This is a genomic window from Glycomyces rhizosphaerae, assembly GCF_042647865.1.
In the GTDB taxonomy this organism is placed as follows: Bacteria; Actinomycetota; Actinomycetes; order Mycobacteriales; family Micromonosporaceae; genus Glycomyces; species Glycomyces rhizosphaerae.
Map to the genome: position 1 here is coordinate 1 of NZ_JBHRWO010000013.1, position 12,530 is coordinate 12,530.

The window sequence follows — 12,530 nt, forward strand, 5'->3', positions numbered from 1 at the left end:
CCCACGGATCTCGAAACCCATCGCAATCCCTTGTAGAACAAGGTGTTGCAACGACTCCTAGAACCCAAGGTGGTGCCGGGGCCCTTGGGGTGTCTAGCGTCCGGAGGCGTCGCGGGCGGCTTGTTCGACGAGGTCGCGGAAGGCGGCGCGGGAGGTCTGGTCGGCGTGGGCCATGTTGTCGTTGCCTTGGCGCAGGCCGACGGCGCCGTCGAGGCCTTCGCGGGTGATGTCGGCGTGGCCGGCGTGGCGGTGGGTCTCGGCGATCATGTGGGTGGTGATCTGGCCGAGGGTGACCGTGGCGCGTTCGGTGGGCCACCAGGGGACGCTGCCTTCGGCGTCGAGGTCGAGTTCGCGGATGGTGGTGTCGGCGTGGTCCCAGACGCGGCGGTAGAGGTCGGTGATGTAGTCGCGGGACTGGTCGGGGGTGGCCCACATGTCGGCGTTGGAGTCGTCGTCGATGTCGACCCAGGGCATGGGTTCGGGGAAGGGCCGGGCGAAGACGAGGCCGAAGTAGCCGGCCTCGTTGCTGGCGAGGTGCTTGACGAGGCCGAGGAGGTTCGTGCCGGTGGGTGTGAGGGGGCGGCGGATGTCGTACTCCCCCAGGCCTTCGAGCTTCCACATGACGGCGTCGCGGCCGGATTGGAGGTAGCGGTGCAGGTGGGTTTTGAGGTCGGTCATGTGTGGGAGTGTCCCATCGGGGTGTGACATCAGAGGCTGATGGGTGTGGATTCGAAGATCTGGATTTCGCTGGGGCGGGCGCGGTAGGCGTCGAGGGCGGCGCTGCCGGCGATGTGGTGCGGTGCGTGGAGGTGGGCGGTGAGGGCGTCCATGTCGGTCCACGCTTCGATGCAGACGAAGGCGTTCGGGTCGTCGATGGAGGCCCAGAAGTCATAGCGCAGGCACCCGGGGTCGTTGGCCCTGGTGGTGGCCTGGAGGTCGCGCAGGCCCTGGAGGTAGGCGTCGCGGTGTTCGGGCCGGGCGTAGACGAAGGCGTGGACGGTGATCATGGGGGCCACGGTAGTGGGCGGTGAGGGGTGGGGCAATCCGTTTGCGGGCGCGGGGTGCGGCTGTTAGCGTGGCGCGCGATGACTTCTCATGACAAGCCGTCTCGGTACGGCCATCTTGAATGCAACTCCCCCATCGCCGCTTGGCGTTTCGACCGGCAGGTGGAGGAGTGCGCGGCGGCGTCGCCGCAGACGATCGTGGACATCGGGTGCGGGTGGGGCGAGCTGCTGCAGCGCGTCACCGCGAAGGTGCCGGGCGCGAAGGCGTATGGGATCGACTCGGACCTGGAGCTGCTGGAACGCGGTCGTGCGGGTGCGGTGGCCAAGGGCATCGCGGACCGGCTGGAGTTCGTGGAGTACCAGGGTGACGACTGGACCGAGCCGGCTGATCTGGTGATCTGCATCGGTGCGGTGCACGCGTTCGGCACGGGCACGGACGCGCTGCGGGAGCTGTACAAGATCGTCAAGCCCGGCGGGCGGCTCTTGATCGGCGACGGCGTGTGGAACCGGGTCCCTAACGAGGCCGAGCTGGCCGGAATGTGGCCCGGGACCACGACCGGGGACTTTCTGCTGCTGCCGGAGTTCGTGGACGTGGCCGTGGAGACGGGCTTCCGTCCACTGCGGGTGGAGTCGGTGGAGCAGTCCGAATGGGACGACTTCGAGTCGCAGTTCCTGGCGGACAAGGAGGTCTGGCTGCTGGCAAACCCCAGTCACGAGAAGGCCGATGAGATCCGCGAGCAGACTGACGCGCACCGCGACTGGTGGCTGCGCGGGCACCGGGGCCTACTGGGCTTCGCTTACCTGACGTTGGGCCGCCCGGTCGCATAGGCGTGTACGTCGAAGGCCCCGAACCGATCCGGTTCGGGGCCTTCGTGGTGTCCGCTCCCCCGCGGGCTCGTCAGAGGGCGGCAAGGACGGCGAGGGTGATGAAGAGGAGCTGCTCGGCGGTGCGGATGCCGAGCGGGGTGGCGGGTTTGCCGGCGAGGGGGATGCTGCGGCGGGCTGCGGAGACGTTGGCGGGGAACATGGCCGCCAGGAGGAGTGCGAGGCAGATCGCGGCGGCGGGCGCGGTGGCGGGGATGAGGAGGCCGGCGGCGCCGGCGATCTCGAGGACGCCGGTAACGGCGACGAGCAGGGCGGGCTGCGGGAGCTTCTCGGGGATCATGCGGATCATGTCGTCGCGGAACTTCGGGACGAAGTGGACGATGCCGGTGATGAGGAACATGGCGGCGAAGCCGATGCGCAGGGAGGTCTGCCAGTCGAGGGCGTCGACGCCGAGGAATCCGGTGAGGCGGGCGAGGAGGGTGACGGCGGCGAGGGTGACGATGGGGACCATGGGGTTGGCCTTTCACGGGGGGCGCGCTTGCACGCGGTTCTTGACAGTGTCAAGTTCATGATGCAGCACAGATCTTGACACTGTCAAGCAATGGTGGTGTGGGCTCGGCCTCAGGCGCGGCGTTCGCGCCAGGCGCGCACTTCGGCGTCGACGTCGCGCAGGCCGAAGCGCAGCGGCGGTCCGTCGATGGGGCCGATGAGGGCTTTCCTGATGCGGGCGTTGAGCTCGTCGAGGGCTTCGCGCACGGCTTCCTCGTTCTTGAGCTTGTCGAGGGTGTCGGGGAGTTCTTCGACTTCGCGGCTGAGTTTGAGGGCGGGCGGGAGGGCGTCGAGGCCGATGTTCTCGCGGGTGGCCTGCTGGTGCAGCCACCAGTCCTCGTGCAGGGGCTGGCCCATGCCCGGAAGCGGTTTGCCGGCCCCGGGGAGGTTCTTGAACTCGCCGCGGGCCTCGGCCTCTTGGATCTGGCGGTCGACGCCGCGGGCCTGCCTGTCGCTCATCGTGGCCTCCTCGCTTAGGGGCCCAATGGTATCCGTCAGGTGTTGTCCTCGGCGATGCTTGCGAGCCGTCAGTTGGCGGAGTGGACCACGAGCGCGACGGCGGCGAACTGCGCGGCGTAGGCGGCGAGCGTGAAGGCGTGGAAGACCTCGTGGAAGCCGAACCACTGCACGGAGGGGTTGGGGCGCTTGAGGGCGTAGATGACGCCGCCGATCGTGTAGAGCACGCCACCGGTGAAGATCAGGACCGTCGCGGTCGTGCCGGCGCCGTCGATGAGCTGGGGCATGACGAAGACCGCGGCCCAGCCCAGGCCGATGTACAGCGGCGTGTACAGCCAGCGCGGGGCGCCGACCCAGAGGGTGCGGAAGGCGACGCCGGCGAGGGCGCCGGCCCAGATGGCGGTGAGGAGTGCGGTGCGGGCGGTGCCGTCGAGGGCGAGGACGGCGATGGGTGTGTAGGTGCCGGCGATGATGAGGTAGATGTTCGCGTGGTCGAGGCGTTTGAGCCACTTGGTGGCGCGTTCGTTGAGGTTGGTGCGGTGGTAGAGGGCGGAGATGCCGAAGAGGGCGGCGGAGGTGGCGATGTAGACGGCGGTGGCGAGGCGTCCGGTGAGGGTGGGGGCGGTACTGATGAGGATGAGTCCGGCGATGATCGCGGTGGGGAAGGCGCCGAGGTGGAGCCAGCCGCGGAGGCGGGGTTTGGGGTCGTGGAGTGCCAGTGCCATGCGTCGACGGTATCCCTGTTGGTTACCGACCGGTAGTGCTGTTGGTCCCCCGAAGTGGGGTGGGGTTAAGCCCCGAAGTGGGGTGTGGGGCCTGGTGGGGCCGTTAGGCTCCGGCCGTGGACGTGGTGTGGGGTGAGGTGCTGCCGGTGCAGTTGCTGGTGTTGGCGGTGGCGGCGGTGGCTGCGCCGTTGCTGGTGGACCGGTTGGAGCGGTGGGTGCGGTTGCCGAGTGTGGTCGTGGAGATCGTGCTGGGGATGGTGATCGGGCCGCAGTTGCTGGGGTTGGTGCAGGAGCATCTGCTGTTCGAGTCGGTGTCGCAGTTGGGGTTGGCGATGCTGTTCTTCCTGGCGGGGTATGAGATCGATTTTCGGGCGGTGCGGGGGCGGCCGATCACGCTGGCGGCGTTGGGGTGGGTCGTGTCGTTCGTGTTGGCGGCGGGTGGTCTGGCGGTCGCGGGGGTGGATGCGGTGCTGATCGTGGCGATCGGGTTGTGTTCGACGGCGTTGGGGACGATTCTGCCGATCGCGCGGGATTCGGGGTTGCTGGCGGGGCCGGTGGGGCCGCATTTGATGGCGGTGGGGGCGGTGGGCGAGTTCGCGCCGATCGCGTTGCTGGCGTTGTTCTTTTCTCATGGGCAGCATTCGGGTAGGACGACGTTGGCGATTGCGTTGGTGGGGTTGGCGGTGGCGGCTGCGGCGTTCGGGTCGTTGCGGCGTTCGGCGCGGGTGTCGCGGCTGCTGTCGGCGACGATGGGGACGAGCGCGCAGTTGGCGGTGCGGTTGTCGGTGCTGGTGCTGTTGGCGGCGGTGTTGTTGGCGGCGGAGATCGGGGTGGACATCGCGTTGGGGGCGTTCGCGGCCGGGGTGTGCATGCATGTGCTGCTGTCGGCTTTGGACGAGCGTGAGGAGGTGCTGGTGCAGTCGAAGCTGGACGGGATCGGGTTCGGTGCGATGGTGCCGGTGTTCTTCGTGTACACGGGGGTCACGTTCGATCTCGATCAGTTGGCGGGGTCGCCGGTGGCGCTGGTGTTGATCCCGGTGTTCTTGGGGGCGTTCGCTCTGGTGCGCGGGGTGACGACGTCTGCTTTGTTCGCGCGGGTGCTGCCGCGGTCGCAGCGGGGTGCGTTGGCGGCGTTCGCGGCGACGGAGTTGCCGATCGTGGTGGTGGCGGCGAATACGGCGGCGGAGCGGGGTCTGGTGGACGAGTCGATTGCGGCGGCGATGATCGGTGCGGCGATGCTGTCGGTGCTGTTGTTCCCGCTCATCGGTTTGAAGTGGGCGCGGATGGATACGAAGGCGGTCAGCGCGGAGGCGATCTAGCGGGGGTCCGCTCGGTTGCGTAGGCGCGAATACGTTCGTTCGACGATGCGGTCGTGCGGGTGCGGGCGCGATCGTGGAGGGCATGTTCAAGCTTCGCCGGCCCGTGTACCGGGCCTTCATCATCGCTCACGTGGTCTCGTCCGTCGCCTGGCTGGGTTTGAGCCTGTGCCTGCTGGTCTTGGGGGTGTGGGCGACGGGCACGGGTGATCCGGCCGAGCAGTATGCGGCGGGGACGGCCATGGACCGGCTCGCCGGGGCTCTCGCGGTGCCGTTCGGAGCGGCCGCTCTGGTGACGGGGGTCGTGCTGATGCTCGGTACCCGTTGGAGCCTTGCTTATACGTGGGTGCTGGTGAAGTTGGTGGCGACGGTGATCACGTTCGCGCTCACGGTGTTGTCGCTGCGTCCGGGTCTGGCGGCGACCGCCGCGTCGCTCGATCCGGCGCGTCTGCAGGTGTTGGACGACCAGATTCTGGCGGCGCCGATCGTGTCGTCGTCGGTTTACCTGGGGGCGACGGTCCTGTCGTACGTCAAGCCGTGGGGACGGCGAGCCGGGCGCGTGCCGGGCCCAGTGCCAGTGCCCGCTCGTAGTGGCCGATGAGGGCGTCGCCTTCGGCTTCCCAGGTGCGGGTCTGGACTTTCAGGCGGCCGCGTTCGCCCCACTGGCGCAGCAGGTCGCGGCGGCCGTCGAGGGTTTGGACGGTGGCGGCCAGCGCGGGGGCGTCGCCGGGTGGGAAGTGGGTGCCGTCGACGCCGGGGTCGACCAGTTCGGCTGCTCCCCCGGCGTCGACGGCGACGACGGGGACGCCGGAGGCGTGGGCTTCCTGGATGGTCTGGCCGAAGGTCTCGAATGGTCCTGTGTGGACGAAGAGGTCGAGGGAGGCGTACAGGCGGGAGAGGTCGGTGCCGTGGAGGGCGCCGAGGAACGCCGCTTGCGGGAGGAGTCGTTCGAGGGCTTTGCGGCGGGGGCCGTCGCCGACGATGACGAGGCGGATGCCGGGGGTGGCGGCGAGGTCGGTGAGCCAGTGCAGTTGCTTTTCGCGGGCGAGGCGGCCGACGTAGCCGACGAGGAGTTCGCCGTCGGGGGTGAGGGCGTCGTGGAGGGTGCGGTCGCGGTATCGGGGGTGGAAGCGTTCGGTGTCGACGCCGTGCGGGAGGACGGCGATGCCGCCGATGCCTTGGGCGGCGAGGTCTTTGGCGGTGCAGGTGGAGAGGGCGAGGTTGATGCGGGCGCGGGAGTGGATGGAGCGCAGCCGGTGCCAGACGAGTTGTTCGAAGGCGGTGAGGTGGTAGGCGCGGGCGTAGGCGGGTAGGTCGGTCTGCCAGACGGCGACGGTGGGGACGCCGCGGCGTTCGGCCCAGGCGGCGGCTCGGGCGGTGTAGCCGAAGGGGCTGGCGAGGTGGACGACGTCGGGGCGGTGGGTGTCGAGGGCGTCGTCGAGGGCGCGGGTGGCGAGGCCGGCGCGGAAGTGCTTGTAGGCGGGGAGCTGGATGGAGGGGACGTGGACGACGGGCCAGTCGAAGACCGGTCGCGGGCCGGGCCCGGGGGCGGGGGCGATGACGACCGGTTCGATCCCGCGCGAGACGAGGTGAGCCGCGGCCCGCGCGACGGAGCGGGCGACGCCGTTGACTTGAGGCGGGAAGGATTCGGTGACCAGTGCGACTCTCATGGTCGGAGCGTAAGTGCCCAGGTGGGCGGGTTGGGGAAATTGACATGGCCCGGGCTTGAACCGCAGCCGATATTCCGGGCGGGGCTCGGCGGTGCCGGCGTGCCGGGCATGGGTGGGGTGGGGTGTGCGGCGCTGCGGGAGGTGAACGGGGGGTGTGGTGCGGGTCGTGGTGCGGGGGTGGCGGATCGCGGGCTGGGGCGGGCGTGGGCGACTTCGCCGCGGGGTGGTGTCGTACCCGCGGGGTAGGTATTGGAGGATGCAGCAACTGGCCGGCCCGCAACCGGCCCTGCGGACGTCGTCTGCCGACGCTGTGCAGATACAACCTGTGAAAAGGAGCCCCCGATGTCACTGTCGAGTGCCGACATCGCTCATCTCGAAGCGGTGCTGGCGCAAGGAAAGAAGCCGAAGGTGGTGTTCACCGACGCCGCCGGTCAGGTCGCCGGTCGCACCGGCAAGGTCGTCGCCCTCGATCCGGGTGGTGTGGACGATTTCGTCCAGGTCGCTTTCGGATCCGACGAGCTGTCGTTCTCCGCTGCCGAGCTGCGCCTGCCCGCGCCCGGTGAGGGGACGCGGCGTGCGCCGCGCCAGCGGTCGAATGCGCCGGCCGAGCCGGTCGCGCCGTCGGGTCCGGGCCTGCTCCCGGACGAGCCCGTGTCGAAACCCAAACCCGTTGTGAGTGAAAGGAAGCCCGTGACCGTTCCCGAGGTGCCCCAGAGTGCCGCCGAGCCCGCGCCGGCCCCCAAGAAGAAGGCCGCCCGGCCGCGCGCCGGGGCGCCCAAGCACCCCGAGCTCGCGATCACGTTGACCTATGAGGACGGCGAGTGGTCGGTGGCGGCCGCTCGCGGTGCCCGCACGGTCGTCAAGGGCGCGAAGGTCGCCCACTCGAACGCGCTGGCGATGTGCCAGGCGTCGGGGTCCGATGAGGTCGCCGAGGTCGTGGACGAGGTGGTCGAGAAGATCCGCTCCGAGGCCGCTGAGGAGGCCTCGCGGCTGCGCCGCCAGCTCGACGAGGCCGAAGCGCGCCTTGCTGAGCTGAAGTAGCGCGAAGCGGGGAGCCAACGGGCCCGGTGCCGAGTCGCATGAGTGCGGCCTCGCGCCGGGCCCGGCTGTGTCCGGTCCCCCGGGGTCGGGTGTGTTGAGGTGTTGCGCCCCTGGGCACAGGGGTGCCCGGAGGGTCCGACGGTTCGCGGTGCCCCGCCCCCGGGGTCGGGTGTGTCCGAACTGGAGCGCCCCCGGTTCGATGGTGCCCCGGGGGTGTGACAATCCGCCGGAGCCCGGAGCCCGGAGCCCGGAGCCCGGAGCCCGGAGCCCGGAGGCTTGGCGCGTCTCAGTCTCGGGCGTGTTTGATGTAGATCATGACCGCTTCTCGGGTGGTCTTGACGCCCAAGGACTGTCGGGCGGAGGCGATGCGGCGGTTGGCCGTGCGCAGGGACACGAACTCGGCCTCTGCGGCGGCGGCGATCGTCGAGCCGGCGGCGAGGCGTCCCAGGAGGGCCCGCTGCTCGGCGTCCAGATCCAGGCCGTCGGCGGCTTCGGCCTTGCCCGGGGTCAGGCCCAGCGGTCCGACGCGGCGCAGGTCCGCCGCCAGCGACAGCGCCAGCGCGCCGGTCGCGACCGCCACGATGCCGGCGCCGCGCGCGGCGGCCAGGACCGCTTGCGAGGCCGTGTGGTCGTCGCCGACCTGGCCGTGGCAGACCAGGCGCCGTTCGGCCAGGTCCCATGCCGGTTCCAGGAGCGCGAAGCCCCGGTGCGCGGCCCAGCCCGCGGCGGCGCAGCGGCGCACGATCTGGTCCGCGTCGCCCGTGCCCGCGACCACGTGCAGGGGCACCTGCTCGCCCATCACGCCTCACCCCCTTCGGAGGCCGTGAGCAGCACGGCGGCTTCGGTGCGGGTCTTCGCGCCGAGTTTTCGCATGCCGGAGCGGATGTGGGTCTCCACCGTCTCGGCGGTGATCCCGAGGATCTCGGCGATCCGCCGCGAGGGGTGTCCGGCCGCGACATGGCGCAGCACTTCCCTTTCGCGGTCCGTCAGTCCCCCGCCGCCGCGCGCCGACCGGCGGTCGCGGCGCACGTCGTGCTTGCGCAGGCCGCGGCGGGCACGTCCGGCCAGGACGATGAGGCCGTGGTCGTCGGCGATCTGCTCGGCCGCTTCCAGGGCCGCGACGGCGGCTTTCGGGTCGCCCGAGTGCGCGGCCAGCGCGAGGAGGCAGCGGACCTGTTCGCGGGCGGCCAGGCCGTCCCAGGTGGTGGCGGCCTGCGCGAACGGTCCGGGTGCGGCTTTGTCCCAGGCGGAGAGGGTTGACGCGACCGGTACGGGCCAGGGGGTGGATTCGGCGGAGACGGGTTCGGTGCCGGTGTCGTAGGCGATCCACCGGCCGGTGATGTGGGCGAGACCGCCGACCAGGCCTGGTTGGGATTCGGGGGCTTCGGGTCCGGGTTGGCCGTCGAGCCAGGCGGTTTCGTGTTCGAGCCAGGCGACGAGGCCTTCGAGGGCCGCGGGGGCGTCTTTGAGGCGGGCCAGGCGTGCCCGGGCGGCGCCGAGGGCGCCGGTGTCGGCTTCGGCGAGGGCGATGGCGGCGTCGATGAGGGTGTCGGCGACGGCCGGGAGGGCGTGGTCGGCCAGGGACTGGGCGGCGGCGATGACGTTGTCGAGGCCGGTGCCGGAGAGGACGAGGCACCAGGCGGCGGCGGCGAGGAACCGGGTCTGCCAGGAGTAGGCGCCGGTGGCGCCGGCGCGGTCGGCGGCTTCGTGGGCGACGGCTTCGGCTTCGACGAGGCGGGCGGCGTCGGCCAGGGCGATCACGCGCGACCACGCGCACCAGAACGCGGTGGTCGGGTCTCCGGCGTCGCGGGCGAGCGCTTCGGCGAGGGCGAGGGCGTCGGGGTCGTCGCCGGCGAGGGCGGCGGCCAGGCCCGGGTGGGCGAGGTCGGGGTGGGCGTCGCGCAGCGCTTCGGCGAGCGCTTCGCGTTCGCTCGCGGGTGCGGTCAGCAGGCGCAGCTGGTCGGTCTCGGGGCCGTCGGCGGCGCTCTCGAGTGCGGTGCGGGCCTGGCCGGTCTCGCCGAGGGCCAGCAGTGCCCAGGCGCGGGCGAGCGCGGTGTCGGGGCCGTCGGCGGCGCGGTCGAGGACGGCGAGGGCGGCGCGGGTGCGTCCGGCCGCGAGGGCGGCGCGGGCGGCGTCGACGGCGTGGACCGGGTCGAGTTCGGCGGCCAGGAGGAGCGCTTCGGCGCGGGCCTGGGGGCCGGTGGTCGCGGCGGCTTCCAAGGCGGTGTGGAGGGCGCGGTCGGCGAGGCCGGCGGCGTGGGCGTGGCGGGCCGATTCGACGCCGGTGGTGGCGTCGGCGAGGTGCTCGTGCATCGACAGGCGCGCGTCGTGGTCGAGGATGCCGGCGGCGACTTCGGCCATCCACGGGCTGGCGGCCCGCAGGTGGGCGCCGTCGGCGACGGCGAGGCCGGCCTCCTGCAGGACCGAGGCGCCCTCGCCCAGGAGGCTCGGGTGGGCCGGGCGGCCCAGGAGGCCGAGCGCGGCCAGCGCGGTGCGTCCGGCGCGGGGCAGGTCGGCGATGGCGGCCGCCGCGGCGGCGGCGGGGTCGCCGGGGGTCTCCAGGTCCAGGTCGTCGGTGGGGTCGTCGAGGTGGGCGGCCCGTTTGGCGAGCGCGGTCAGGGCCAGGGGGTTGCCGCCGGCGCGGACGGTGAGGGCGGCGGCGCGGGCCGGGGGCAGCGCCGGGGCGGCCTCGGCGACGAGCCGGGCCGCTTCGGCGTCGGTCAGGTCGGGGACGGTGATGACCGTGGCGTCGGCCAGGAGGCGGGCGAGGGCGGCCTCGGGGAGGCGGTTGGGGGTGCGCAGGGCGGCCGCGACCGGGAGGCGCTCGGCCAGGAGCGGCAGGACGGCGAGGGTCGCGGCGTCGCACCATTGGAGGTCGTCGATGACCAGGAGGCCGCAGCGGGTGCGGGAGTAGACGGCTTCGGCCAGCAGCGGCAGGTCGTCGGCGGGCATGCGCGCCCGCGTGGCCCGTTCGAGGGCGAGGGCGGGTGCGCCCGAGAGCATGGCGAGGCCGCCGCCGGCGTGGACGGGGCGCTTCGAGGCGCGCGCGAGCCGGTCCAGCAGGCGGGTGCGCCCGCAGCCGGGCGGGCCGTGGACGACCACCAGGCCCGGGCCGGCCAGCGCGCCGGCCATGGCGCGCAGCGCGTCTTCGCGGTCGCCGAGGGCGGTGTCGGCGGGCGATGCGGCGGCGCGGGGTCGGGCCAGACCGGGGGTGGGCGGCGGGGCGGCCAAGGGGGCTCCTAACGCTGTGGCACGAATGGGGGAGGCGGCCGGGCGGCTGCGGTTTGTATCGTCGTGTTGTCGACGGTTCGCCGACGCCTCTCATGATATTGCGGAAGCTTCGATGCCGCAGACCGGCGTCGGCGGCCCGGTGCCGGAGGAACGATCGAGAGGGCGGACGCAGGAGCATGGTGGCAGGGCAACTCACCACGAGTGTGGCGGGCATGTGCGAAGAGCTGGCCGGCAAGGTCAGTGGCGCGTCTCGTCCTGTGGTCGAGGAGGTGGCCTCCAGGCTCGGGCAGCCGTTGCGCGTCGCGGTCGCCGGGCGTTTGAAAGCCGGCAAGTCCACCCTGGTCAACGCGTTGATCGGGCGTCGTGTGGCGCCGACGGCGGCGGGTGAGTGCACGCGGGTGGTGACGCAGTTCCGGTACGGTCCGGCCGATCGCGTGGACGTGGTCGCCCGCAACGGCACGAAGCACGCGGTGCCGTTGGACGCCAACGGGATGATTCCGACGACGCTGCCGATCCCGGCCGATGAGGCCGCGATGATCGACGTGCAGTTGTCGTCGGACCGGTTGCGGGACTTGACGGTGGTGGACACGCCGGGTCTGCAGTCGGTCAACACCGATATTTCCGATGCGGCGCGCGAGATGCTGTTCGCCGCGCCGATCGCCGATGACGTCGACGACGACTCCCGCGCCGCGGTCGAGTCCGCTGAGGCGATCATCTACGTCTTCACCCAGCAGGTCCGCGCTGACGACGTGGAGGCGTTGGCGGCGTTCGCGAAGGCCTCCCAGCAGTTGTCGTCATCGCCGATGAACGCGTTGGGGCTGTACAACAAGGCTGACAAGCTCGCTCCGGGTCCGGGCCAGGACCCGTGGCCGGTGGCGGGGCCGATCGCCGGGGACCAGGCCGCGGTGCTGCGCCGGTCGGTGTGCGACGTCGTCCCGGTCGTGGGGCTGCTGGCCGAGACCGCTGAGGCGGGGCTGCTGACCGCGGCCGACTGCGAAGCGCTTAGGACCCTCGCCGGGCTCGATGAGGACAAGCGCGCTTTGATGCTCGCCAGCGCGGGGCTGTTCCTGTCCACTGAGGGGCCGGTCGACAAGCATCAGCGGCAGCGGCTGCTCGAGCGGCTCGACTTGTACGGCATCCACTTCGCCATCGCGCATCTGGGCGCGAATCCGCATTTGGCTACTGGGGAGCTCGTCCGGTTGCTGTTCGCCGCTTCCGGGTTCCCGCGCCTGCGCACCACGTTGCATCAGATCTTCGGGGTGCGTGCGGACGTGATCAAGGCCGGTTGGGCGCTGGGGCGTCTGGACGCCGCCGCCGCTTCCGGGCCGGCCGCCGACCGGGATCTCCTGCGGGGCGCGGTCGAGTCGATCGTGGCCCGCCCCGAATACCACCGCCTCCCTTTGCTGGAGGCCGCCGCTCAGGTCACCACCGGGCAGGTCGCGTTGCCCGAGGCCATGGAGGCCGAGGTCGCGCGGCTCGCTTTGACCGACGACGCCGGCGTCGTCCTGGGCCTGCCGGGTGAGGCCAGGCCGCAGCTGCGGCGTGCCGCGATCGAGGCCGCCGCGCGCTGGCGGGCCTTCGCCAACGGCGGGGCCACGCCGTCGCAGGCGCGGGTGGCGAACGTGGTGCATCGTGGTTTCCATCTACTCGCCCAGCGGCTCGGATGAGCCCCGCAACCGGGCCCTGCCGGGCTCCGCAACGCCTGCACGACAT

General features: G+C 71.8%; 13 protein-coding genes. 5 read left to right on the plus strand and 8 right to left on the minus strand.

Annotated features, from left to right (window positions below):
• Window positions 1–93: 93 nt before the first annotated feature.
• Both ACFO8M_RS16320 and ACFO8M_RS16325 read right to left on the minus strand, forming a co-directional pair.
• Window positions 94–678 (minus strand): DinB family protein, encoded by a 585-nt coding sequence (locus ACFO8M_RS16320; RefSeq protein ID WP_387977474.1) that lies wholly within the window; start codon window positions 676–678, stop codon window positions 94–96.
• A gap of 29 nt (window positions 679–707) precedes the next feature.
• Window positions 708–1,007: a putative quinol monooxygenase gene (locus ACFO8M_RS16325; RefSeq protein ID WP_387977476.1), complete on the minus strand. Its 300-nt coding sequence runs from the start codon at window positions 1,005–1,007 to the stop codon at window positions 708–710.
• Between the two features lie 78 nt (window positions 1,008–1,085).
• Between ACFO8M_RS16325 and ACFO8M_RS16330 the strand changes: the two genes are divergently transcribed.
• Entirely contained in the window at window positions 1,086–1,832 is a 747-nt protein-coding gene (locus ACFO8M_RS16330) for an SAM-dependent methyltransferase (protein WP_387977478.1), read from the plus strand.
• A 70-nt stretch (window positions 1,833–1,902) separates the two neighbouring features.
• Here the strand turns inward: ACFO8M_RS16330 and ACFO8M_RS16335 are convergent, their stop codons facing one another.
• The 3 genes from ACFO8M_RS16335 to trhA form a co-directional block, all read right to left on the minus strand.
• Entirely contained in the window at window positions 1,903–2,340 is a 438-nt protein-coding gene (locus ACFO8M_RS16335) for a DoxX family protein (RefSeq protein WP_387977480.1), read from the minus strand.
• A 110-nt stretch (window positions 2,341–2,450) separates the two neighbouring features.
• A complete protein-coding gene (locus ACFO8M_RS16340) occupies window positions 2,451–2,837 on the minus strand; it encodes a DnaJ family domain-containing protein (RefSeq protein WP_387977482.1) in 387 nt (128 codons plus the stop codon).
• Between the two features lie 68 nt (window positions 2,838–2,905).
• A complete protein-coding gene (trhA, locus tag ACFO8M_RS16345) occupies window positions 2,906–3,559 on the minus strand; it encodes a PAQR family membrane homeostasis protein TrhA (RefSeq protein WP_387977484.1) in 654 nt (217 codons plus the stop codon).
• Window positions 3,560–3,675: 116 nt separating this feature from the next.
• Between trhA and ACFO8M_RS16350 the strand changes: the two genes are divergently transcribed.
• Together ACFO8M_RS16350 and ACFO8M_RS16355 are read left to right on the plus strand one after the other, a co-directional pair.
• Complete coding sequence (locus tag ACFO8M_RS16350; RefSeq protein ID WP_387977486.1) at window positions 3,676–4,878, plus strand: cation:proton antiporter; 1,203 nt, start codon at window positions 3,676–3,678, stop codon at window positions 4,876–4,878.
• Between the two features lie 82 nt (window positions 4,879–4,960).
• The gene (locus ACFO8M_RS16355; RefSeq protein WP_387977488.1) at window positions 4,961–5,476 is read left to right on the plus strand and encodes a DUF2269 domain-containing protein; all 516 of its coding nucleotides are present in this window, start codon (window positions 4,961–4,963) and stop codon (window positions 5,474–5,476) included.
• On the opposite strand, the gene ACFO8M_RS16360 is transcribed toward ACFO8M_RS16355, so the two are convergent.
• Window positions 5,406–6,545, minus strand: a complete 1,140-nt coding sequence (locus tag ACFO8M_RS16360; RefSeq protein ID WP_387977490.1) for a glycosyltransferase family 4 protein — start codon at window positions 6,543–6,545, stop codon at window positions 5,406–5,408. The genes ACFO8M_RS16355 and ACFO8M_RS16360 overlap by 71 nt on opposite strands.
• 342 nt (window positions 6,546–6,887) lie before the next feature.
• Here ACFO8M_RS16360 and ACFO8M_RS16365 point away from each other — a divergent pair, with 342 nt between their 5' ends.
• Window positions 6,888–7,586: a hypothetical protein gene (locus tag ACFO8M_RS16365; protein ID WP_387977492.1), complete on the plus strand. Its 699-nt coding sequence runs from the start codon at window positions 6,888–6,890 to the stop codon at window positions 7,584–7,586.
• A gap of 286 nt (window positions 7,587–7,872) precedes the next feature.
• Here the strand turns inward: ACFO8M_RS16365 and ACFO8M_RS16370 are convergent, their stop codons facing one another.
• On the minus strand, window positions 7,873–8,385 hold the full coding sequence (locus ACFO8M_RS16370) for a LuxR family transcriptional regulator (protein WP_387977648.1): 513 nt from the start codon (window positions 8,383–8,385) through the stop codon (window positions 7,873–7,875).
• The gene (locus ACFO8M_RS16375) at window positions 8,385–10,817 is read right to left on the minus strand and encodes a helix-turn-helix transcriptional regulator (protein ID WP_387977494.1); all 2,433 of its coding nucleotides are present in this window, start codon (window positions 10,815–10,817) and stop codon (window positions 8,385–8,387) included. The genes ACFO8M_RS16370 and ACFO8M_RS16375 overlap by 1 nt, the downstream gene beginning before the upstream one ends.
• Window positions 10,818–10,993: 176 nt before the next feature.
• On the opposite strand from ACFO8M_RS16375, the gene ACFO8M_RS16380 reads away from it, so the two are divergent.
• Window positions 10,994–12,484 carry a dynamin family protein gene (locus ACFO8M_RS16380; protein WP_387977496.1) on the plus strand — a complete coding sequence of 497 codons (1,491 nt, stop codon included), beginning with the start codon at window positions 10,994–10,996 and terminating at the stop codon, window positions 12,482–12,484.
• Window positions 12,485–12,530 lie beyond the last annotated feature (46 nt).